Origin of the sequence: Helicobacter sp. 12S02634-8 (genome assembly GCF_002272865.1) — a bacterium.
Lineage (GTDB): Bacteria > Campylobacterota > Campylobacteria > Campylobacterales > Helicobacteraceae > Helicobacter_J.
Genome location: NZ_MLAP01000002.1, coordinates 201,664 through 224,776, shown reverse-complemented (window position 1 = coordinate 224,776; position 23,113 = coordinate 201,664). Strand labels below are relative to the sequence as shown.

The following is a 23,113-nucleotide window of genomic DNA, read 5'->3' as shown; positions in this document are numbered from 1 at the left end:
GTAAAGTCCAAAAGGTCTTATTCAAATACTACCTCCTAGGAGGTTTCAAATCTCAAGAAGGCGCACTCAAAAGCCAACAAACAGCTGATGGAGTCGCTAAGATCTTAAATGGCAAGGCTGTCCAAGCCCTCTTAAGGGAGATTAAGTAGAAAGAAAGATCCTCCCCACATTTGAGGGGGGGGGATTTAATGAGATAAGTTGAAATGAGTTGAAATTCCCTTTCTACAAATGGGAGGGGGGTTCAATAAAATTTAGGAGTTTAGAAATATCTTGATATTTAGGGATTTATGAGTTTAAGTATTGTAATCTTTGTTATTTTTATTGTTTTTGTGAGTCTGATGATCCTTTCAGAATCTTAAACCCATCAAGACTCACAAGTAGTTTTGCTCCCCGTTAATACCCAAAAATCCTTTTGAAACCCGTTTACTTGTTTTTCGTAGGGGAGGGGAGCATTTCTTTCTATCTTTTAAGGCGTATTGATTTTAGCCCAATCCTATCCAACCAAAATCAAACAAATCATTAAAATCCAATCCATCAGATATAATCTTATTTGCTAACTATATTGTGCTAAGCAAGGCATATTAAAGCTTAGGCATTGCGTGCTATGAACTTTGTAATCTTTTTACTTTTTTGATAATCTCTCTATTTTTGCTATCTCATCTATCTCATGATTCAATCGCCCTAACCACTCGCACCACTCTTTTATTTCTATACGCCTTGAAAGCCCCCTATGAAAAAAAAGGGGGGGGGGTTCAAGCCCCTCCATATAAAAACCGATGAGCTTTAAAGAGCTTTTAAAGGCTATTTTTTTGTGATAAAAGTATCTTTTTCTACATCATAGATTTTCCCATCGGCAAGATTGATACGATAAATCTCTCTCAAGACATTACCCAAAAATCCGAGCTCTACGATAGACACACTATCAAAATCCACCTTGATGGGCGTTGTAAATGTCGCATTGAAGTCATTTTGCAGTGCTTGCATTGCAGCGATGGTATCGTTTTTGAGTGCGCTATCGCTATAGATGAGCGTTACATGGGGACGATAGAAATTCTCTTTTTTGCCATTTTTGATACGATTGAGCCCGCTAGTCCCGAGGTCTTGGATCTGAGATTTTGCAGCGCTTGAGGAGTCTTGATAGACAAAGCCTGTAGCTCTAGGCACGGGCGTAGCTCGCAAGGGCGCGATGGCTTTTGTGGCTTCAAGGTTATAGGCATTGATGGCTGCATAGCCCAAGGTTTTATCCACGCCAATATCAAACCACCACGGATAGACTGCGTTGGGGCTTGCAGGGGCAAACAAGAAATGTGTGAGGTGTAGGCTAAAGGGCTTAGGGAAGCTTTTGAGCGCAGAGAGCATTTTTTGAGGTGTGGTGGGGTCGGGGTTGTGGATATGGAGCACGGTGATATGGGGGATATTATAGGTCAAGGCTTCTTTGAATAGATTGTGTTTGAGGAGCGTTTCGCGTATGAGGCCTTTGGTGCGTGCGTTGATTTCTTGGACTTTGTCTTTGGGGAGGATAAAGACTAGGCCATAGGTTTTTTGGTGTTTGAGGAGTGTTGTGCTGTTTAGAGATGTATTGTCTATGGCTAAAGAGAGTGAGGGGAGCGTTAAGAATAGCCCTAGGAGAAGACCAAAGATATTTTTAGAAAACCCTTTTTTGATGAATTTTTGGGAGTTTGCTTGTGTTTTGATTTCCATATGTAATTCCTTCATTTTAGATTTTAAAGCGCTAAAAGCTTAAGGTGATGGGGTTACAAATTGATTGCAAAAAGTGCGTGTTTTGTCATCAAGATGTTATAGGGATTTTTTAAGATGTTTGCGTTTAATCTAACCACAAGGAGTTTTTATGAAAAGTTACCTGTCTGTGACACTCATCGCTTTCATCTTTGCAGTAGGGGCAAATGGAGCGCCTGCATATGAGCGGGGTGCTAAGGGGGATATTCGGGATTTTGGCGGGGCTAGGCGCTTTGTGGGGGATCAGACCCAAGCGCTGAAAAATTTTATCAATGACGCGCCTGTGAAAAATGTGATTTTACTCATAGGCGATGGCATGGGGGATTCTGAAATCACGATTGCGCGCAACTACCATAAAGGCGCGGGGGGATTTTTAGAGGGGATTGACGCACTGCCATTTAGCGGGCAATATACGCATTATTCGTTGGATAAAAAGACCCAAAAGCCCGATTATGTTACAGATTCTGCTGCTTCAGCGACTGCGTGGAGCTCAGGTGTGAAGACTTATAACGGGGCTTTGGGGATTGATGTGTATGGCAAGGCACACAAAACAATCATCGAGCTAGCCAAGAGTGCAGGCAAAGCAACAGGCAATGTCAGCACAGCTGAAGTCCAAGACGCAACGCCTGCAGCACAGATGGCGCATATCAATTCTCGCAAATGCTATGGCCCCATAGAAACTGCAGAGCTTTGCTCGAGCTATGCGAAAGAAAATGGCGGTCTGGGCTCAATCAGTGAGCAGATACTCCAAGTGCGCGCTGATGTGATGTTAGGAGGTGGGGGCAGGGCTTTTGAGCAGAAAGTCAGTAGTGGCGCATATGCAGGTGTGCCATTGATCCAAGTGGCTAAAAAGCAAGATTATCAGATTGTAACCAATCTCAAAGAACTCCAAAAGATCCAAACAGCCAATCAAAAACGCCCACTTTTGGGGCTTTTTGCCTCGGGGAATATGCCTGTGCGTTATTTAGGAGAAAAGGCCAGCTACCACGGCAATCTCAAAAACCCTCCAATCCAATGCACGCCCAATCCCAAACGCACCCAATCTATGCCAACACTCGCACAAATGACCCAAAAGGCGCTTGACTTGCTTGAGGGCAATGAAAATGGATTTTTCTTGCAAGTAGAGGGCGCGAGTATCGATAAGCAAGACCATTTAGCCAATCCTTGCGGGCAGATCGGAGAGAGCATTGACTTAGATGAAGCTGTGAAAGTGGCTCTTGATTTTGCTAGCAAGCGCGGGGATACGCTTGTGATCGTTACAGCTGATCACGCCCACTCCAGCCAGATCATCGACCCCAAAGCCAAAGCCCCTGGCCTCACAGCTACGCTCATCACAGAAGATGGCGCATTGATGGGGATCAGCTATGGCAATTCAGAAACAGACTCACAAGGGCATACCGGCGCTCAGTTGCGTATCGCAGCATATGGGCCAGCTGCTCTGAACTTCACAGGGCTTTTGGACCAGACAGATGTGTTTTTTATCATCACACAAGCCTTAGGACTCACACAAGCCAAATAAGGCTACTAAGACTGCCAAGGATACTAAGTTTGCTAAGGTCGCATTGATGTGATGGGGGAGGCTTGCGCGTTTGGATTTAGTTTTGCAGTGGTTTGGATTTGACTTGATTGTGTAAATGTTTTAAGATTGTGTTTAAAACATCATCGTCATCTTTGCTCGGCGCGCTTAGTCTTTCTTGATGGGTTTGGGTGTAAGAGATTGCGATATTTTGCGCGAAATTAGAGATGGTTTTAATTTTTAGGGCATTAGCTAGGATTTTAATCGTGATGATCTGGAGGAATTGCGCGCTCATTGGATCGAGTTTGCCAAATCTGTCTTCGATTTCACTCTCGATTGTATGGACTTGTGTGATTTCTTGACACAAAGATAAGCGCCGATAAAGCTCAAGGCGCAAGCGATCGCTAGGGATAAGCTCGGGGTTGAGATAGCCGCTGACACTGAGTTTTAGCTCTGTGGTGTGCGTGCTGTTTTGGACGTTGTTTTGCGTGCTAGTGAGTTGGTTGATCGCATCTTCTAGCATTTTTAAATACAGACCATAGCCGATATTTTTGATATGCCCGCTTTGGTCTTGCCCGATGAGATTCCCACCACCGCGGATTTCAAGATCGTGATAAGCGATCGCTGCGCCACTGCCAAGATAAGAGTTGCGCTCGAGTGCGAGCAGTCGTTTGCTTGCTTGTGGTGTGATGGAGCTTTTGTCTTGGATCAAAAAATAGCAAAATCCCTCTTTGCTCCCTCGGCCTACGCGCCCTCTGAGCTGGTGCAAATCAGCAAGTCCAAATTTATCTGCGCCATCGATGATGATGGTATTGGCGTTGGGGAGATGGATACCTGATTCGATGATAGAGGTGCATAGGAGCATTTGGTATTTGCCTTGCGCAAAATCGATCATAATATCTTCGCTGGCTTTGGAGTCGATTTGAGAGTGCAAAATCGCAATGTTGAGCTGAGGGAGAAGCTCTTGGATGGCTTGCTTGGCCTCTTCGATGGTCGCGATATTGTTATGGATATAAAATATTTGGCCATTGCGGCGCAATTCTCTGTATATGATTTCTTTGAGTAGGGCAGGGGTCTTTTCTTTTAAAAAGGTTTTGTTAGGCATGCGCTCAATGGGCGCGCTCAAGAGGCTACTCATACCTTTGATTTGTGAGAGTGCCATATTGAGCGTGCGCGGAATAGGCGTAGCAGACATACTCAAAAAATGCAGGTCTTTACTCAAGGCTTTGATACTTTCTTTTTGCTTGACACCAAATTTATGCTCTTCATCAACAACCATCAATGCGAGATTTTTAAACTGCGCATTCAAGAGTGCGTGCGTCCCGATGACTACATCAATGCTCCCATCGAGCAGTCCTTTTTGTATCTGCGCCTTTTGGGTGCCCTTGCTGAAGCGATCGAGTTTGGCGACTCTGAGCCCTAGGGGGGTAAAGCGGGCTTTGAGTGTGTTGAAATGTTGGTTGCATAAAAGTGTTGTTGGGACAATGAGTGCAGATTGATAGCCGTTTTTATAAACAGCAAAGATTGCATTGATCGCTACTTCTGTCTTGCCAAAGCCCACATCTCCGCTCAAAAGTCTATCCATCACCTTGCCACTGGAGAGATCAGCAAAAATCTCAGCAATGGCCTTGTCTTGATCGGGGGTGAGAGTGAAGCCACAGAGGTTTTTGAACGCAACGATTTCTGCGAGGTCGGTGTTGATGGTCTTTCCCTCAAGCAAGTTGCGCTCAGCAGCTAGTTTGATGATCCCCTCAGCGATTTCAAATAGCTTGGTCTTGACCTTTTCTTTGAGCTTAGCAAAGCTCCCTTTGCCGAGCCGATCCACAAGGGGCACGCCCTCAGAGGCAGCGATATAGCGCCCGATGAGATGGAGATTTTCTACAGGGAGCAAAAGCCTGTCTTCGCCTTGATAATCGATACGGATAAAATCCCGCACACTCCCTAAGACACTCACTTGTGTGATACCTCTGAATATGCCGATACCATAGTCATTATGCACGATATATTCACCCATAGCCAGCTCATCGATACCGAGCTGGGATTTTTGATGTTTTTTGGGCTTGGAGTGCGTGTTGAGCGAGATGATAAGCTCTTTTGGAGTGGCGATATTGATGACACAATCAGAAATCTCACAGCGCACATTTTGCGCTTGCGTGTTGATGGTTTTTAGGAGGGCTTGGTTTCTGGCTAAAATCGTGATTTTTTTATGGCTATTGAGCGTGATGAGCGTGTCGATATTTTTTGTATGCACATCAATATCAACACTGCCATCTTTTGGGCTTTCTAGCACCTTGAGGGCTTCAAAATCAGAGAGCTTGATAGGGAGAGAGTCTGCAAAGCTATAGATTTCTTGCACTTCTTTGAGGGCTTCTGGCGTGATTTGCGCTCCATAAGTGCCGATAAAAGGCACACCATATGCGCCCAAATACCAAAATCCTAACGAAGCAATGTCTTTACTGAAAGCTTCAAACTCACCTTGGGTAATGCGCTCTTCAATCATATGATGGGTTTGTGTATCAAGGCTAAAGAGCGCAGGGGGGATTTCTAGGCCCTCAAGTTCTTCTTGGGAGCTTAGCTGCGTGCTAGGGTCAAAGGCGCGGATACTCTCGCATTCTGTGTCAAAAAAGCTTATGCGATAGGGCTTATCAAAGGGGATAAAAATATCGATAATATCCCCCCGAAAGCTCACCTCGCCCTCCATCTCGACAATATCAACGCTCTCATAGCCATAATAAAAAAGCTGTGTTTTGAGTGCTTCAAGGTCATAATGCGCTCCTTTGGCTAGCACAAAGGTTTTTAAAAGCTCTGCTTGGGGCATGGGATAGAGGAGCGTGGCAATCGGGGAGATTAAAAGCGGGTTTGACGTGGCATAAAATATTCTTAATTTGGCTAAAAGCTCACTGAATTCGCTCGAAAATGAACGCATATCATCGCCCATTTTTGCGCGCAATTCAGGCAATAAAATAGGCGTATGGGTTTTGGCAAAAAACTTAGCAGCTTCATAAGCCCCTAGGGCTTCTTTAGCGTCTTTGGTGAGTAGGAGCGTGCTTTTGAACCCTTGCGCAAAGGCAGCATAAAGGCTAGATTGTATCATTGTGCTTGGAGTTTTGGTGTTTGGGATTTTGGACTTTGGGGCTTAGTGTCTTGTGTGTCTTGGGCTTGATGGGAGATGGGGGCGTGATGGGCGAGGGGGGTTGTGGGGCTTTTGTCTTGCTTGATTTTGCTCTCGCCAATAAAAATACCCTTGCGTTCAATCACAAGCTCAGAGCTGATGATTTTTCCATTGATATGCCCTAGGGGGAGGATTTCTACAACTTCACATTCAATCAGTCCTGAGAGTTTGCCACTGACAATGAGTTTTTGCGCATAGATGTTGCCACTGACAAGCCCGCTTTTGCCAATCATCACGGTGTTTTTAGAATAGATATTGCCCTCAAATTCTCCATCAATGTGTAGATGGCAATCGCTGTGGATATCGCCTTTTAGCTTGGTCCCAACAGCGATAATTGTGGCTGGTCCTGTTTTTCCTGCCCCATTAGGTTGTTTATTGTCGTGAGTAAAGAGTGCCATGCGATTGTCCTTTCTTTTTCAAATATAGAGTTAAAATTTTTCATATCCCATCGCACGAAATGGATTGGGTTGAGTGGTTGGTTCAAAAATCTTACTTCATAGTGCAGATGTGGGCCAGTGCTGACCCCAGAGTTGCCGCTATAGGCGATGATTTGCCCTTTTTTGACAAATTCGCCATTTTTGACAGCAATGGTATTGAGATGGGCATAATAAGTCTTAAAGCCAAAAGAATGCGCGATTTTCACAAGCTTGCCATAGCCCCCGTTCCAGCCATTAGCAGCAAAATCGACCACGCCATCAGCTGTGGCATAAATGGGCGTGTTGATTTCTGTGCTAAAATCAAGCCCTGTGTGCTTGTGTAAGATATGCAAGATAGGGTGCATGCGATTGCCAAAGCCTGCTGATATTCTGCGAAAATGGCTCAAAGGGTGTCCATTGGGGATAAACTTCATCACAAAGGCCTTTTGCGCCCCTGTGATACTGGCTAGGTCAATGCGTGTGAGGAGGTCGTCATTGTTTGTGAGCTCATCTTCTTTATTGACCCCCACAACGCCCTCTAAATCATTGACTCGATCGCCTGCAAGCGTGATTTCTTCAAGTCTTTGACTGATTTGGTCGTTGAGATAGAGGTTTTTTTTGAGCATTTTTTGGTATTGTTTTTCAATCAAGATGGTTTTGGTATTGATGTCTTTGATTTCGGTATTAAAAGCGCTGATAGAGATACCCACAAACAGCACAATAGCCAAGATAAAAAGCAAAAAATACAAGCTCAGCTGGCGAAAAATCATACTGACATTGATATGGAAACTGCCATTTTGGTCTGTCACCATCAAGACAAGTCGTTTATCTCCCATCATTGCGCTATCCCAATCATTGTGTTATCCCTGTTTGTGCTTGCGTGTTGGTCTGATAGCTGAGCTTATAGCCTTGCAGCTCGATAATATCGCCAATCGCCCAAAAAAGGCTCTCCCAATCAATCGAGCTATCGCTTTTAAAGACTTCTTGAAAGTTTTGCGCGCTCCAAGCCACATAGATATTGGGGTCTAAGACCTTGCCTAAAAATCTGACTTCATAATAAAGCTTATCGCCATCTGAATCCCCACTATGACCGCTATAGCCGATGATTTGCCCCTTTTGGACAAAGTCGCCTTTTTTCACAAGGGATTTTTCTAAATGCGCATACAAAGAGCTGAAGCCAAAAGAGTGCGTGATTTTGATGAGATTGCCATAGCCGCTTTTGGGGTTGTTACGCACAAGGTCGATGACTCCATCGGCTGTGGCAAATACAGGTGCTCCATTGGGCGTGCTAAAATCAAGCCCTGCGGGGATACCTTTGACTTGTTTTAAGGGGTGGGATCTTTGCGCGCTGGGTGTTTTGGAGGTATATGTTTTTAGAGGTTCGCCATTGGGTATTAAGCTTAAGATAAGATTTTTTTGTGGGAGGGAGAGGCTGTCTAGGTCGATTGGATTTTCTGAAGTATTTTTGTCGGTATTTTTCTTAAAATCAACGATATTTTCTAAGTCTTCGATTTTTTGACTTACGATAGCTAGTTCTTGACCTTTTTGCTTGATTTGGTCTTTGAGGGAGTTGTTTTTTTGGTGGATATATTTGTATTCAGAGAGGGCGATATTTTTTTCAAAAGCAATCGTATCGATCTTTTGCATTAAAAATCGCATCAATAAAATACTTGCGATCATCACTAAAGCTAGGGCAACACAAGAGATGATAATGATTTTTTTGATACTTTTGGGGAGCAAAAACTGCTTAGAGCCCGATTCATCTACGATAGTTACAACGAGTTTTTCTTGCACAGCCTCTCCTCTAAAAATTGCTTGATGACACTAAAAGACCCAAAGACCAAATACTCTTCTTGCGGCATAAGATTTTCCCAACAAAAATCATCAAATGCTATGCCTAAGGTTGCAATGATACTTTTGAGCTTACTTGTTTCTATGATCCTTTCATTTTGCACAGCGATAATAGAGATCTTTTTGGTGATGGGCGCTAAGATCTTGAGTATAGAAAGGACATCCTTTTGCTTGTAGGTATTATACACTAGGTTTATTTTTTTATTGCTAAAAGCTTGGAGCAGACTTTGCGCAGCTTGTGCGTTATGTCCCACATCGATAGTGATATTTGGGGCGATTTTTTGACACCTACCGATTAAATCAAGCATAGGGAGGGACTTTGGGTCAATGGGGCAGTCTAGGTATTCTAAGACACAAAGGGCATTTTGGAAATTTTGTGCTAAAAACTCTGGGAGATGGTGTTTGCTTGCATAAATGGCTGCTTTTTTGGAGCGCTTGGGGCTGATGGGGTAGAGCTTGGCGTTATACTCGTGGGCGATTTGGAGGGCGAGTTCTTTGATGATGGGGTCGTATTGAGGGGCTAAAAATGCGATGGGTGCGATGGCTTTGAGCTTGGTTGTGGCGATATCTTGGATCTGTGTGCCTAAGATTTCTTGATGGTCAAGCCCGATAGGAGTGAAAACAGAAATATCCCGCTTCAAGCAGCTTGTGGAGTCATATTCCCCTCCAAGCCCTGCTTCAAGGACTAAGAACTCTACATCTTGGGCTAAAAAAGTTGCCAAAAAGGTGGCGTATTCAAAGTAACTGCAAGCTTGGATACACGCAAATTGCTGCAAAAACGCATGCGCTTCTTCAAGCATTGTGTCAGTGACTATCTTGCCATTTTTATAAAAGCGCTCATTGAAGCTAAATAAATGCGGGGAGGTAAAATGCAGCACACTTTTGCCCGCACTCAAAAGCCCTAATGTGATAAATCGCCCCGTGCTGCCCTTGCCATTTGTCCCGATGATATGGATTGTCATCGCGGGGGTTTTGAGATGGGGGGCGAGTTGTGTATAGATATTTTTTGCCCTCTGTGGGTCAAAGGGCGCGTATTCAGCTCCCTTGGAGTCTAAAAATTCCCTTAAAGATACTATTGCCATTCCACTCTGTTTCTTCCTAAGTTTTTGGCTTGATAAAGGAGTTTATCAGCACTATCAATCATATCATATTTGCTTTTATGAGAGATTCGGTCTGTCATGCCAATGCTTGTGGTGATGTTGATTTTTTGGCTTTTGAAGATGAAATTACTTTTTTCAATGATTTTACAAATGCGCTTAGCAAAGCCCTTGGCCTTTTCTAAATCGGTGTTTGGCATTAAGATCAAAAATTCATCGCCACCATATCGGCCGATAATATCTGTCCCCCTAGAGTTTTGCTTGAGTATCTCACCAAAGATAGAGAGCAGTCTATCCCCTGCAGTGTGCCCATAGATATCATTGATTTCTTTGAAATTATCAATATCAAAGAACAAAACAGCATAATTGATACCATTGTCTTTGAATTGCCCCTCAAGGATTTGCGCGATATTTTCAATGTATTTGCGATTATAGGTTTTGGTGAGGTCATCGATTTTGGATTGCTCTTCGATGGTTTTGATATAAGCTGAGAGGGCGTTGATTTCATCATAGAGATGTTTGATTTTTTCTTCTTTGTTTTTTAAGGTGGTGTTGATTTGGAGGATTTTGCTATGGAGGTTGTTTGCTGTATCCATCAAGGCTTCTTTTTGTTTTTGGATATTGCTTGTTTTTTCGTTGATGGAGTCTTTGATTTTGAGAATATCTTTGATGTGCTTGTTGTTATCGTGTATGACACCCTCAAGTTCGCTCAAGACCTCTCTAGCATTTGTCCCAATCTCTTTGCTGCTTTTTTTGAGGAGTTTGCAGTCTTCTTGGCGGTGTTTGGCGAGCTCTTCTAGGATTTTTAGGGTATTGGTATCTGTGATGGCGTTTGGAGTGTGGTGGAGGGCGTGTATGATGTCTTTGAGCTCTGGGGCACACTCCATCACGCAAGGCTCAATCAGCATAGCAATGATGGTGGCGATATATTTTTGGATTTTGATATGCTTTTTATCCTCGATGACCTTGCCCCAAGCTTGCATACAAGATTTTGTATCTTCTAGGCTGCGGGGTTGCGCTTGAGAAAAAAGCAGGGGATTTTCTTGCTTGAGATATTCGCTAGAAACTTCTTCAAAGACCTTGATGAGCGTGGTGTTTAAGACATCTACATATTCAAGGAGCGTTAAGGTTTGTGAGGAATTATTGGCGATATTTAAGAGTGAAATGAGCCGTTCGATGAGGTCGTCTTTTGTATGGATATCATAGATAAAGAGCTCTTGAGTGTCTTTGTTTAATAAACGCGTGTATTTGCTGATTTCTTCGTGTTCTTCGGGGAAAAATCTGATTTTTTGGAGGGCTTTGACAAAGTCTTCTATGTATTGTTTGCGGGAGAGATGTTCGCAGGCATCGAGTTCTTTGAATATTTTTTCGATTTGGTGTTTGGGGTCTGGCATTAAAATTCCTATTTTTTATCAGTTTTTGATAGATTTATTTTATCTTATTTCCCTTGATATGCAACTTGTGTGATGAATTTATCAATGGTTTGGTTGATGGCTTGATCGATGGCATAAAAGCGATTGTTATAGGTAACCAAGGGGTTTTCTAAGGACACAGCATAGTCATAGTATCCATTGTTTTCAAAGGTTTTAGACCCTCCTTTTTTGTTAGCATAAGTAAAATCAGCATAAACTGTGGCGCGATAAAAGGTCGTGAAACCTTGCTCATTAGTGGCGATGGAAGTATCGGTGACTTTGGTGATTTTAATCGTGATGATCGAATCGGCATTTTTTTGTGAAGCAAGTCTGTTTTGGAAGCGAGAAATGACAGCTTTGTTTAAAGAATCTTTGAATTGCACGGAGTTTTCGGGATTGGGGAGATTGACAACTAATTGGACATAGACGCTATCGCCTAGTGCCTTTTGGGCATAGTAAGCAGCAGGCAGATACCCACAACCCCACAAAAGCCCCAAGACTCCCAACAAAAGAATTTTTTTCATTGCTTGATGACAAAGTTAATGATTTTATTAGGGATAAGGATTTCTTTGATGATATGGGTATTTTCTAGCCATTTGGAAACAGCTTCTTTTGCAAGGCTCAAGACTTCTTTTTCTTCCATATCTTTTGGGATCTGGATTTGTGAACGTTTTTTGCCATTGATTGTGATAGCAAGTGTGATATTTTCAACCTCGAGCGCAGAGGGGTCGATGGGTATGGGTGCGAAGTTTTTGAGGTCAAAATACATCTGACTGATTTCCCAGCACAGATGGGGGATAATGGGCTCTAAAATATGGAGCAAGATAAAATACCCCTCTGTCCAAATCGCGGGGTTGGATTGTTCATTGAGGGCATTGAGGGCTTCCATACAAGCAGCAATCAATGTGTTAAAAGCATAGCCGCTTTGCTTTTTGCTAAAGATTTCATTGGATTTCAGCAGGGCTTCATAGACCTTTTTTCTAGCGAATTTTTCTTTTGTATCAAGCTGGGTTGTGTCGATGTTTGGCAGAGTTTTTGTGGACGTGATGGATCTTTTTTTATCCCATAGTCGCTTGAGAAAGCGATAAGCCCCCTCAAGCGCATTGTCGTTCCACTCAAGCTCGCGCACAGGGGGCGCAGCAAACAAAATAAACAACCTCGCTGTATCAGCCCCATATTTAGCGATGATACCATTGGGATCAACGACATTGCCCTTTGATTTACTCATTTTAGCACCATCTTTTAGCACCATACCTTGTGTGAGTAGGTTAGAAAATGGCTCGTTGGAGCGTGTGTATCCTAAATCTCTTAAGGCTTTAGTAAAAAATCTCGCATACAAAAGATGTAAGATTGCGTGCTCAATCCCTCCAACATATTCATCAACATCTAGCCAATAATCCAAGCTTTTGGGCTCAAAGGCCTCTTGTTCCCAAAGCTCTTTAGGCGTGGTATAGCGTAAAAAATACCAACTCGATTCGACAAAAGTATCCATTGTATCTGTTTCTCGGAGCGCTTCTTTGCCGCATTGCGGGCAGTGGCAGTGCTTCCAAGTGGGGTGTTTGGCTAAGGGATTGCCCTCCCCATCGATACAAACATCTTCGGGCAAGCAAATAGGGAGATTTTGCAAGGCCTCAGGGATAAGCCCGCAGTCTTTGCAGTGGATTAGAGGTATTGGTGTGCCCCAATATCTTTGTCTGGAGATCCCCCAATCTTTGAGTTTGTAGTTGATGATGGCTTGACCAAGGCGGGCGTTTTCAAAATGGGTAATGATTTTTTCTTGTGCGATTTCTCCAAAAAGTCCATCAAAATCGCCACTATTTTTTAATGTCCCCAAGCCACTAAAAGGGATCTGTGGGGTCGGGTCTGTGGGGATTAGGACTTCTTTTTGTGGGAGGTTGTATTTTTGCGCGAATAAAAAATCCCTTTCATCGTGCGCAGGCACGCTCATCACAGCGCCACTACCATAATCCATCAAAACAAAGTTTGCCACCCATACAGGGAGTTTTTGCCCTGTGAGGGGGTGGATAACAGAGATACCCAAATCGACACCTTCTTTTTGGCTGATGGAACGTTCTTTTGAGCTTGTATTTTGCATTTTAATGATAGCGCTACTGGCTTGGCTAGAGAGTGCGTTTGCGCTCAAAAGTGCCTTGATGATGGGGTGTTCTGGGGCGAGGGCGCAGTAAGTCACTCCATAAATCGTATCAGGGCGAGTCGTAAAGACTTCTATTTCTTTGATCCCTCCTAAAAGAGGCAGGCTGTCTTTATCGATAGCAAAGGCAAAGCGCAAGCCCCTTGATTTGCCAATCCAGTTTTTTTGCATTAGCAAAACTTGTGGGGGCCACTTGCCCTCTAGGTCTTCTAATGATGTCAAAAGCTCTTCAGCATAGCTTGTGATTTTGAAATAATATTGATCCATTTCTTTTTGGATCACTTCCGTATCACACCGCCAGCATTTCCCATCAATGACTTGCTCATTGGCCAAGACGGTTTGGTCGTGGGGACACCAATTCAAATATGCCTTTTTGCGATAGATGAGCCCTTTTTCCCACATATCGATAAAAAACTTTTGCTCCCATTTGCTATAGTCTGGATCGCAAGTAGCAAACTCCCTGCTAGACGCAAAGGAAAGCCCCAAAGAAGCCAATTCTTTACGCATATTTTTGATATTGTTATAAGTCCAAGTTTTTGGGTGGGTTTTGTGCTTGATAGCAGCATTTTCTGCGGGCATACCAAAAGCATCAAAGCCCATAGGGTGCAAGACATTGTAGTGATTTTTGCGATAGAATCTAGCGAGTGCATCGCCAATGCAATAATTCCGCACATGCCCCATATGGATAGCCCCACTCGGATAAGGCAGCATACTCAAGATATATTTTTTGGGTTGTGAAAAGTCATCTGAGGGTTCGTGGGTGTGATGATTTTGCCAAAATTCTTGCCATTTTTTTTCTATTTTGAGAGGTTCATAAGGGGTATCCATCGTATCTTCCTAATAATCTGAATCAGAAGTCTTAGCACTCTCAATCAACAACAACGCCAAAGAAAAGACATTAGCAATCAAAGCACCGATGATAAGCACATAAGCGACATTGAGGTTGTTGAGTACTTGCAAGAATATAAACGCAGGCACCAAGTGAAAATCTGCGACTAAAGAGCTCGCTAAAAGCTCGGGAGCAAGCTGCTTTTTGACACCGATTTTTAGGGTCGTAGAGATGAGATTAGTCGCAAGGGCGATGAATAAAATCACGATATTAGGATCCCATAAAAATCCCGCTGTAGAAGTCAGACTTCCCAAACTAAAAAAAATAAAAATTACTTTGCCCCAATCCATGAATTCTCCTTAAACGCGTCCATTTTCATACATTTGTCGCAATTGTTTTTTTTCTTGCGCTTTTTTGGCTTTTTTGATTTCTTTGGCGTGGTATTTTTCGATATCAAACCCAAAGATAATCGCTAGTTTGGGGGCTACAAACATCGAGCTATAAGTCCCAAATACCACTCCAATCAGCATTGGCAAAGAAAAGCCCACGATGATTTCTCCACCAAAAAGATAAAGAGTCAAGACAACAAAAAACACCGTGAGTGAGGTCAATAGTGTCCGTGAAAGTGTGCTAGAAATCGCGTCATTGATGACTTCTTGGATATTGTTCGTGCGCTGGGTGAGCATTTTTTCACGGATACGATCAAAAACGATGATTGTGTCATTGATTGAATAGCCAATCAAAGTCAGCAGTGCAGCGATGACTTCGAGATTGAGATCGATATCAAAGACAATCACAGAAGCAGCAGTGATGATCACATCATGAACCAAGGCAACAATGCCTGCAAGGGCAAAGCGCCATTCATAACGAAAGCTCACATAAAGCATCATCGCCAAAGTGGCTAAAAGGAGAGATAAAATCCCTTTTTGCCTGAGCTCATTGCCAACTTTTGGACCTACGGTATCGAGCTTACGGATTTCAAATTTCCCTGTGGGCTCTAAAATCTTAGTGATGATGGGCGCGAGATTTTCTTGTGCGCTTGATGGGGTATAGGGTATGCGGATTAGCACTTCATCAGCAGAGCCAAATGCACTCACTTGCACGCCCTTAAACTGCGGGTGGGCTTCTAGGAGATGGCGAATATTTTCAAGCGGTGCAGTTTGCTCGTATTTAATCTGTGCAGCACTCCCTCCAGCAAAGTCAATCCCTGGTGTGAAGCCTTTGAAAAATAAAAGGGCAAATGCCCCAAGGGTCAGAAAAATAGAGAGGATAAGCCCGTATTTAGAATAATGCACAAAATCAAAAATTCTAACCTTTTTGAATATTTCCATTGTTAATCCCTTTTGCTAATGCCAAACCAGAAGTAGAGATGTTTGGTTTGGGCGATTTTGGGGAGGATTGCTTGATAAAAGCCTTGCGTGCCGATGATGGCTGTGATGATTGAAGCAATGATCCCAATCCCAGTGGTGATAGCAAAGCCCTTGATAGCGCCTGTCCCATAAGCATACAGCAAGATAGAGGCAATCAAAGAGGTGATATTAGAATCAAAGATTGCCCTAGAAGCGTTCATATAGCCCAGATGGACTGCCCTAGAGATATTTTCTCCTGCACGCAGGGCTTCGCGGATACGCTCATTGATGATGATATTAGCATCGACAGCTATCCCCACAGTCAGCACAATCCCTGCCATACCCGGCAGCGTGAGTGTCGCTCCAAATATTGCCATCACAGCAACAATCAAAAATAAATTCACGACCAAGGCCACTGAAGCAATCACCCCTGCCATCGAATAATAAACAATCATAAAGCCCACTACGAGCACAAACCCACTCACTAGGGCTATCATAGAAGCTTTGATACTATCTTGTCCCAAACTAGGCCCGACACTTCTTTTTTCTAAAACTTGCATGGGTGCAATCAATGCCCCACTCCTTAGGGCGATGGCTAAATCGCTTGCTTGCTCGACGCTAAAGCCCCCACTGATTTGCCCGCTACCCCCTCCGATACGCTCACGGATTACAGGTGCAGAATAGACCTTGCCATCAAGGACAATCGCCATCCTTTTATTGACATTAGCCCCTGAAAAATCCCCAAAAATTTTAGCCCCTTGAGAATCAAGCGTGAAGCTCACGACAGGTTGGTGGTCTTGGTCATAGACAACTTGTGCGTCTGTAAGCATATTGCCATCTAAAATTGGGATAGCTTTCAAGAGGATTTTTTCGCCTGCTTCCCCAGAATTAGAAGCAAAGGGCAAAATCACATCGCCATATTTTTGCGCTTCCAAATCGCTCATTGTCTGCACGCGTGCGTTTCTGTCTTCATCAACTGCCATCATTTGGAGATGGGCAGATTTTGAGATGAGATCTCTAGCGCGCTGCTCTTCTTGAGCTGTTTTGATACCAGGGAGCTGGACTAAAATATCTTCTTGCCCTTGTTGGGTAACGCTTGGTTCAGCCAGACCAAACTGATCGAGGCGATTGCGGATCGTGCTGATGGCTTGAGAGATTGCGTTTTTTTTGATGGTTTCTATTTCAGTTGGAGTGAGGGTGAGGGTGTATTGATTGTTGCTTGTATCGATTTTGATACCTTCAAAGTGCTGCAATATATCAGAGAGATTGCCCGCTTCATCGGGGTCTAGCAGTTCAAAACTCACGCTTGTATCATCTGAATGCATGCCATCAAGCAAGATATTCGCCCTTTTGGCTTCATAATTGATCGATGAGGCAATCGAGGAGTATTTGCTCTTGATAGCTTCCTGGGTTTTGACCCCTAAAAGGAGGTTAAGCCCTCCTTGGAGGTCTAAGCCCAGACTGATTTGAGGGCCTTTGGTATGGAACAAAGAGGGGATAGACAGCCCCACGCCAAAGATGATAGCAAGGATAAAGATGATCAATCTTGAGTTGAGTGTTTGCTTCATATTAGAATATTACTTTGATTTTATTTTGAGTTGGTATCACCGAGTTTATAGGCAACATATTCTTTAGACAGCTTGACAATCGTATCATCATTGAGCTTGACACTAAAAAATGTATCTTCAGGCTTGATCACCTCACAGATAAAGCCACCTTGTGTAACGATTTTATCGCCTTTTTGGAGATTGGCTAGCATTTCTTTGTGTCTTTTTTGTTGGGTGCGTTGGGGGCGAATAATGAAGAAATAAAACACACCAAACAATACCAAGAGTGGCAGGATAGAAGTTAAGAGCTCTTTATAATTTTGCATCGATGTCCTTTTGTGTTGAAATAAGGGTATATTTTATCATTTGTTTCATTTAATTTCCTTTAGCTTTTAGGGCATGCAATACCATCAGATAAATCACCCCAATCACCCCAGAAATCAATGAGCCTAGCAAAATAGAAACCTTAGATACTTCCATGGATTCAGGGTGAGAAAAGGCAAGATTAGAAACAAACATCGACATTGTAAAGCCGATTCCAGCGAGCATTCCTGCCCCAAGGATATGCCCCCAGCTGATCCCTTGAGGTCTTGAGGCAATCCCTAGCTTTTCGCATAAAAAGGTGATGATAAAAATCCCCACAGGCTTGCCGATCACAAGCCCTAAAATCACGCCCAAAAGGATATGGTCGGTATCAAAGTGGATATCACTCCCGATATTCACCCCTGCATTAGCAAAGGCAAATAAGGGCATGATGAAATAAGCACTCCAAGGTTGGAGCATATGCTCTAGCCTACCTAAGGGGCTTTGGATTGCTTTGGCTTCATCTTTGATGGCATAGAGGATATGGATTTGTTCTTGGTTTAAAAGCGCTTGATTGTGTTGGGAGCTTTTGAGTCTGAAGGACTCACCCAGAGTTTTGATGAGATGGGAGAAGTTTTCGTTTTGTTTATGGGGTTTGATGGGGATACAAAATGCTAGCACCACAGCAGCGATAGTAGCGTGGATACCGCTATGATGCACAGCAAACCAAAGGAAAATACCCAAAATCAAATAAGGAATCAGATTTTTAACACCTATTTTGTTGAGCGCAATGAGAATCACCACAATCAAAGCAGCCACCAATAGCCACATGAACTCTAGCCCTGAGGTATAAAAAATCGCAATGACAACAATCGCCCCTAAGTCATCAGCAACAGCGAGCGTGACTAAAAATACCTTCAAAGCCATGGGGACTCTTTTGCCTAAAAGCATGATCACCCCTAAAGCAAAGGCAATATCAGTGGCCATAGGGATACCAAATCCGTGGTAAGAATCTGTGCCTGCGTTGAGTCCATAATAAATCAAGCCTGGGGCTATCATACCACCAAGTGCTGCGATCGCAGGAAATGCGGCCTTTTTAAAGCCAGAAAGCTCACCAAAGAGCACTTCTCTTTTGATTTCTAAGCCCACCATCAAGAAAAATAGCGCCATCAAGACATCATTGATCCAATTGTGTATAGAAAATCCGACAAAATGCTCTCCAAGCGAGAAGCCAAAATCCATATGCCAGAACTCAAAGTAGTATGCACTCCAAGGGGAGTTTGCTACTACCATTGCCAAAAGTGCACTGATGAATAAAAAAATCCCACCAAAAGATTCACTTTTGATAAAATTCAAAAAAACTCTAGCCAAGCTTGTTCGTGCGGGCATTTCTAATTCAGGCATAGAGCCTCCTTTTTGGGGATTTTGTGCTCAAAAACATCAAGATAATGCCTAAAATCACAGAAATCAAAGAAGCAAACAAGATAGAGATTTTAGAAACATCGATCGCAGCAGGGTTGTTATAAGCAAGGTTTGCTACAAACATTGACATTGTAAAGCCAATCCCTGCTAGAGAGCCCGCAGCAAGGATATGTCCATAATTCAAGCCCTTAGGGCGCACAGAAAGATTGAGCTTTTCGCTCAAATAAGTAAATACCACAATCCCCACAGGCTTGCCGATCACAAGCCCAAGCACCGTTCCATAGAAGATTCCATCGATATTAAATGCCACATCTGCACTGATTTTGACCCCTGCATTGGCAAAGGCAAATAATGGCACGATAAAATACGCACACAGCGGCTGCAGGGCTACTTCGATACGAATAAGGGGGTTTTGGGCATATTTGGAATATTTAGCGATGGTATCGAGCATATGGACTTGTTTGCTGATTTTTTCCATATCGATTTTTTTCTCGACATCTTCACTGGAGCGTATGAAATTTTTGATATTTTTCCACGAAGCCCTCAGAAATCCCATTTTCCCCTCAATGGGATCGATATGGATATCTCTGCCATTGTTGGTCATGAAATTGATTTTATTCCATTCTTCCATCATATTCATGAAATATGTTTTGGTGATATTGGATCTTCCAGGTATGGTGAGAGCTAAGATCACAGCTGCTACGGTGGCGTGGATACCACTATTATGCACAGCAATCCAAAGCAAAACTCCCACGCCCAGATAGCTCGATAGGTATTTGGTGTCTGTGTAGTTGAGATAGATGAGGACACAGATAAGACCCAAAGACACATAAAGCCAGCCCAAATGGAGCGTGTTGGTATAAAATAGCGCGATCACACTGATAGCCCCTAAGTCATCAGCAACAGCGAGTGTGACAAGAAAAATCTTAATCACAGGAGGCACGCGCTTGCCTAAAAGCAAGATCACGCCCAGTGCAAACGCTGTATCTGTGCTCATAGCCACGCCAAAGCCGTGGGCTGATGGGGTATTGTGGTTGAAATAGATATAAATCAGAATCGGGACTACCATACCTCCAAGTGCCCCAAAGACAGAGAAGCCGACTTTTTTAAAGCCTGCTAGCTCGCCATATAGCACCTCTCGTTTCATCTCTAACCCCACCATCAAAAAAAACAATGACATCAAAACATCATTGATAAAGGCTAAAAGTGTCACGCCACTGCTTTTGTTGCCGATGAAGCCGCCAAATTCTAACTGCCAGATACCAAAATAGATATTAGAAAACTCTGAGTTGGCAATGATGAGCGCTAGCACCACGCAAAAAAACAGCAGCAATCCACCAAAAGATTCGTGCCCGATAAATGTATGCAGGCCTCTTTGTAGTTTGTCTTTGATGTAGTAGGTGGAATTTTGAGCTTTTTGATCTTCTTTAGAAACTTTCAATATTTCTTCCATTTTTCTCCTTATTGTTCTCCTCCAAAACGAAGCTATATCACAGGGATAAACTCTATGGGGTCACGCACATATAAAACATAAGCTTTTGTGGGGTTATGTGCGAATTGTGTTTGGGTAAATTCCAAATATTTTTTGACTTGTTCGATATGTTTTTCTTTGTTTTTGATACCACTTTTATAATCAATAATGATGACTTGGTTGTTTGCATCTAAAATCAACCCATCGATACGATTGAGCGTATCACGATACAAATATGAAACCTCCGATTTTATCGAACTTTCTCTGATGATTGATTGAAATGTTGCATTTTTTTGGAGATTTTCTATGAGTTCAAAAATGCGTTGGATACTTTTTTGTGGCAGGTAGTAGCCAAATTGATTGTTGATTTTTTGGGCGATTGTGTGTGGGGGGATATGGTGGCCAAGTTTGTATTCAAGGGCTTGGTGCAGGGCTTCTCCAAAGATAGCGTCTAGGTGGCTGAAGTCTTGTGTGGGGGTGTCTTGTTTGATAAAATCAACTTGCTTGCCAAAGTTTTGCTGCTGGATATATTGAGGAATTTGGGTGGGTTGTGAAATATGGGCGATGGGAGGGGTGGAGATTTTGCCATATTCTATGGGTTTGAGATCAAGGGAGGTGAAAGCGCTTTTGCTTTCTTTTTCTGTGTCTTTATAGATGATGATAAGTCCCTCTTTAGCGCGTGTGAAGGCTACATACAAGACATTGATTTTTTCTGTGGCTGCTTGGGAATTTTCTCCCTCTAGGGCTTCTTGATAGATGGGATCTACCATTTCACGCGTTGTGCTTTCAGCAGATAGGGCTTTATAAAATATTCTTTTGAGCTCGATACCTTGATATTGGAGGAAAAATTTATTGCGGTCATAGGTGGGGTCTTTGATACGATCGCACAAGAGGACATAATCAAATTCTAATCCCTTGGATTTATGGATTGTCATGATTAAAAGTCCTTTTTGGGCTTCAGGACTGAATTTATTTTCGCTCCGATTGAGCCCTTCTTTGAAATCTTCAAGATTGTCATAGGCAAAGGAAGCTTCTAGCATTTGCTGCGCTGCTTTCCCATAAAGCCCAAAGGTTTCCATCACTTCAAGGACAAATTTCTGCGGGGATTTCACAGCAGTGTATGTAGGCATTATAATATCGGTATCATAGGGCAGTCCAGCTAGTTTGATGGCAGATTTTTTATACAATTCAAGCTGGGTTTGTGCAAAGTCTATGGCGTGCAAGATGATTTTGGATTCATTTTGCATACAGAGCTTGCTCGTGGCTTCTGTAAGGATTTGGAGTGTGGGGTTATGGAGTAATAAAAATTCTTTGAGTGCATCCACATCGGCATTGTTAAAGCACAAAACAGCGATTTTTTCCATAGAAATGTTGTTTGCAAGCAGCGTGTCGATATGGGTTTTGATAGCAGTGAATACTCTTTCTCTATTATCATTTTTGTCTTCTCCTATCGCTACAGGGCAGGCTTTGATATAGCCTTGGGTGGTGCTTTTGTCTGGAGGGGTTTGCTGGGGGATATAGTTAGGGATTTTGGGGGCAAAAATCTCATTGACATAATCGACTACAAGACTCGAGCTTCGGTAGTTATAGGGCAGATTTTCTTGTTGGATATTTCTGGATACTTCATCAAAAAGCTCGCTATTGCTCCCTCTGAAGCGATAGATACTCTGTTTACTATCCCCTACAAAAAAGACACTCCTCTCTTCAAATCGCCCTTTCCCTGCATAGATTTCATCGATCAAGGGCTTGAGGATTTTGTATTGGATTGTGCTGGTGTCTTGGAATTCATCAATAAGGATATGTGTGATGTGTGCGTCCAATCTGAAATAGAAAAAATCCCGTTCAAAATGCTCTTGGAGCAATTCATAGGTCTTGAGTGTGATGGCTTCAAAGCTCAGTGTGCTTGTTGAGATTTTTCTTCTTTGTTTGTATTGCTTAAGAAAGTAGGCAAGTTCAGAAAATATAGCATATTCTTGAGCGTCAAAATACTCTTGGAACATATTTTTAAACTCTTGTATTGTGTGTGCGATGGGGGTTAGATCGAGCTTTTTGAAAAAGCGATAATCTTCTTTGAGCCACGAAAGTTTGCTTTCAAGGAGTGTTTTGAAACTTTCATTTTTGATAGCCTCTTTTGCACTAGCAGAAGCATTTTCGAGTCCGCTGATATAATTTTTGATCGTTGTAGCAGTGTGTAAAATATCTGCTTGAGTTGGGGAGTTTGTGGGTTTGTAGAGATGGTCATCGATCTTGAAATGTTGGGCATTGAGCTGAGCAATCAAGTCTAATATAACCTGCGGGCTGATGGAAACATCAACACAAAAGTCTAAAAATCTTTTGAAATCTTTTTGGCAGAGCGAGGATAGGAAGTCTTCAAAAATTGCATTTTTATCTTCAAATTCGACCTGAAATCCGTGGCTGACCCCAGCATACCAGCAGAATTTTTTGAGGATAGAGTTCAAAAACGCATCGATTGTTGTGATTTTTGTATTGGAATCTAGGAATTTTTGATAGACTTTATCAATATTTTCACGGATACTTGCAGCTGTAATGCCATAGCGGGCTAGCTCATCTTTGAGGGCTTGGGCGTTGCGATCGTTTTTGAGCTCTAAGAGATTTTTTTGGATCCGTTTGCTCATCTCTAGGGCAGCTTTTTTGGTAAAGGTGAGGGTGAGGATTTCATTGGGATTAGCTCCACGCAAAAGCAAGCTGACATATCGCATTGAAAGGGCAAAGGTTTTCCCACTTCCTGCAGAAGCCTTGAGGGCAAGCCATTGTTTAGAGTTCAAAACTACTCCTTAAGCATTGGATTTTAGCGATGTTAAATATATCTAATTTTTGC

Annotated in this window: 17 protein-coding genes; 1 reads left to right on the top strand and 16 read right to left on the bottom strand. The window is 42.8% G+C overall.

Features of this window, described 5'->3' with window-relative positions:
* Nucleotides 1-801: 801 nt before the first annotated feature.
* On the bottom strand, nt 802-1,701 hold the full coding sequence (locus BKH46_RS02465) for a hypothetical protein (protein WP_095225245.1): 900 nt from the start codon (nt 1,699-1,701) through the stop codon (nt 802-804).
* 148 nt (nt 1,702-1,849) lie between these two features.
* On the opposite strand from BKH46_RS02465, the gene phoA reads away from it, so the two are divergent.
* Nucleotides 1,850-3,256: an alkaline phosphatase gene (gene phoA, locus BKH46_RS02460; protein ID WP_095225244.1), complete on the top strand. Its 1,407-nt coding sequence runs from the start codon at nt 1,850-1,852 to the stop codon at nt 3,254-3,256.
* A gap of 76 nt (nt 3,257-3,332) precedes the next feature.
* Here the strand turns inward: phoA and mfd are convergent, their stop codons facing one another.
* The 15 genes from mfd to BKH46_RS02385 are packed head-to-tail and all read right to left on the bottom strand — an operon-like array spanning nt 3,333 to nt 23,060.
* On the bottom strand, nt 3,333-6,347 hold the full coding sequence (gene mfd, locus BKH46_RS02455; RefSeq protein ID WP_095225243.1) for a transcription-repair coupling factor: 3,015 nt from the start codon (nt 6,345-6,347) through the stop codon (nt 3,333-3,335).
* Nucleotides 6,344-6,823: a polymer-forming cytoskeletal protein gene (locus BKH46_RS02450; RefSeq protein WP_095225242.1), complete on the bottom strand. Its 480-nt coding sequence runs from the start codon at nt 6,821-6,823 to the stop codon at nt 6,344-6,346. The genes mfd and BKH46_RS02450 overlap by 4 nt, the downstream gene beginning before the upstream one ends.
* Nucleotides 6,736-7,680, bottom strand: a complete 945-nt coding sequence (locus tag BKH46_RS02445; protein ID WP_095225241.1) for a M23 family metallopeptidase — start codon at nt 7,678-7,680, stop codon at nt 6,736-6,738. The genes BKH46_RS02450 and BKH46_RS02445 overlap by 88 nt, the downstream gene beginning before the upstream one ends.
* Nucleotides 7,681-7,693: 13 nt before the next feature.
* On the bottom strand, nt 7,694-8,635 hold the full coding sequence (locus BKH46_RS02440; RefSeq protein WP_095225240.1) for a M23 family metallopeptidase: 942 nt from the start codon (nt 8,633-8,635) through the stop codon (nt 7,694-7,696).
* The gene (locus BKH46_RS02435) at nt 8,614-9,774 is read right to left on the bottom strand and encodes a Mur ligase family protein (protein WP_253248275.1); all 1,161 of its coding nucleotides are present in this window, start codon (nt 9,772-9,774) and stop codon (nt 8,614-8,616) included. The genes BKH46_RS02440 and BKH46_RS02435 overlap by 22 nt, the downstream gene beginning before the upstream one ends.
* Entirely contained in the window at nt 9,765-11,183 is a 1,419-nt protein-coding gene (locus BKH46_RS02430; RefSeq protein WP_095225239.1) for a diguanylate cyclase, read from the bottom strand. Before BKH46_RS02430 ends, BKH46_RS02435 begins: the two co-directional genes overlap by 10 nt.
* A gap of 44 nt (nt 11,184-11,227) precedes the next feature.
* Nucleotides 11,228-11,725, bottom strand: coding sequence for an LPS assembly lipoprotein LptE (gene lptE / locus BKH46_RS02425; protein WP_095225238.1), 498 nt, complete (start codon nt 11,723-11,725; stop codon nt 11,228-11,230).
* Nucleotides 11,722-14,181: a leucine--tRNA ligase gene (leuS, locus tag BKH46_RS02420; protein ID WP_095225237.1), complete on the bottom strand. Its 2,460-nt coding sequence runs from the start codon at nt 14,179-14,181 to the stop codon at nt 11,722-11,724. Before leuS ends, lptE begins: the two co-directional genes overlap by 4 nt.
* A 9-nt stretch (nt 14,182-14,190) precedes the next feature.
* Nucleotides 14,191-14,532 carry a DUF6394 family protein gene (locus BKH46_RS02415; protein WP_095225236.1) on the bottom strand — a complete coding sequence of 114 codons (342 nt, stop codon included), beginning with the start codon at nt 14,530-14,532 and terminating at the stop codon, nt 14,191-14,193.
* Nucleotides 14,533-14,541: 9 nt separating this feature from the next.
* Nucleotides 14,542-15,513 carry a protein translocase subunit SecF gene (secF, locus tag BKH46_RS02410; RefSeq protein ID WP_095225235.1) on the bottom strand — a complete coding sequence of 324 codons (972 nt, stop codon included), beginning with the start codon at nt 15,511-15,513 and terminating at the stop codon, nt 14,542-14,544.
* A gap of 2 nt (nt 15,514-15,515) precedes the next feature.
* Nucleotides 15,516-17,099, bottom strand: coding sequence for a protein translocase subunit SecD (gene secD / locus BKH46_RS02405; protein ID WP_095225234.1), 1,584 nt, complete (start codon nt 17,097-17,099; stop codon nt 15,516-15,518).
* Between the two features lie 20 nt (nt 17,100-17,119).
* Nucleotides 17,120-17,404: a preprotein translocase subunit YajC gene (yajC, locus tag BKH46_RS02400; protein ID WP_095225233.1), complete on the bottom strand. Its 285-nt coding sequence runs from the start codon at nt 17,402-17,404 to the stop codon at nt 17,120-17,122.
* A gap of 49 nt (nt 17,405-17,453) precedes the next feature.
* Entirely contained in the window at nt 17,454-18,770 is a 1,317-nt protein-coding gene (nhaA, locus tag BKH46_RS02395) for a sodium/proton antiporter NhaA (RefSeq protein WP_095225256.1), read from the bottom strand.
* A 7-nt stretch (nt 18,771-18,777) separates the two neighbouring features.
* The gene (gene nhaA, locus BKH46_RS02390; protein ID WP_095225232.1) at nt 18,778-20,256 is read right to left on the bottom strand and encodes a Na+/H+ antiporter NhaA; all 1,479 of its coding nucleotides are present in this window, start codon (nt 20,254-20,256) and stop codon (nt 18,778-18,780) included.
* 32 nt (nt 20,257-20,288) lie between these two features.
* Nucleotides 20,289-23,060, bottom strand: a complete 2,772-nt coding sequence (locus BKH46_RS02385) for a RecB-like helicase (protein WP_095225231.1) — start codon at nt 23,058-23,060, stop codon at nt 20,289-20,291.
* Nucleotides 23,061-23,113 lie beyond the last annotated feature (53 nt).

Coding starts and splice junctions, on each gene's coding strand:
- BKH46_RS02465 (WP_095225245.1), bottom strand. CDS start 1,701: ATGGAAATCAAAACACAAGCAAACTCCCAAAAATTCATCAAAAAAGGG.
- phoA (WP_095225244.1), top strand. CDS start 1,850: ATGAAAAGTTACCTGTCTGTGACACTCATCGCTTTCATCTTTGCAGTA.
- mfd (WP_095225243.1), bottom strand. CDS start 6,347: ATGATACAATCTAGCCTTTATGCTGCCTTTGCGCAAGGGTTCAAAAGC.
- BKH46_RS02450 (WP_095225242.1), bottom strand. CDS start 6,823: ATGGCACTCTTTACTCACGACAATAAACAACCTAATGGGGCAGGAAAA.
- BKH46_RS02445 (WP_095225241.1), bottom strand. CDS start 7,680: ATGATGGGAGATAAACGACTTGTCTTGATGGTGACAGACCAAAATGGC.
- BKH46_RS02435 (WP_253248275.1), bottom strand. CDS start 9,774: ATGGCAATAGTATCTTTAAGGGAATTTTTAGACTCCAAGGGAGCTGAA.
- BKH46_RS02430 (WP_095225239.1), bottom strand. CDS start 11,183: ATGCCAGACCCCAAACACCAAATCGAAAAAATATTCAAAGAACTCGAT.
- lptE (WP_095225238.1), bottom strand. CDS start 11,725: ATGAAAAAAATTCTTTTGTTGGGAGTCTTGGGGCTTTTGTGGGGTTGT.
- leuS (WP_095225237.1), bottom strand. CDS start 14,181: ATGGATACCCCTTATGAACCTCTCAAAATAGAAAAAAAATGGCAAGAA.
- BKH46_RS02415 (WP_095225236.1), bottom strand. CDS start 14,532: ATGGATTGGGGCAAAGTAATTTTTATTTTTTTTAGTTTGGGAAGTCTG.
- secF (WP_095225235.1), bottom strand. CDS start 15,513: ATGGAAATATTCAAAAAGGTTAGAATTTTTGATTTTGTGCATTATTCT.
- secD (WP_095225234.1), bottom strand. CDS start 17,099: ATGAAGCAAACACTCAACTCAAGATTGATCATCTTTATCCTTGCTATC.
- yajC (WP_095225233.1), bottom strand. CDS start 17,404: ATGCAAAATTATAAAGAGCTCTTAACTTCTATCCTGCCACTCTTGGTA.
- nhaA (WP_095225256.1), bottom strand. CDS start 18,770: ATGCCCGCACGAACAAGCTTGGCTAGAGTTTTTTTGAATTTTATCAAA.
- nhaA (WP_095225232.1), bottom strand. CDS start 20,256: ATGGAAGAAATATTGAAAGTTTCTAAAGAAGATCAAAAAGCTCAAAAT.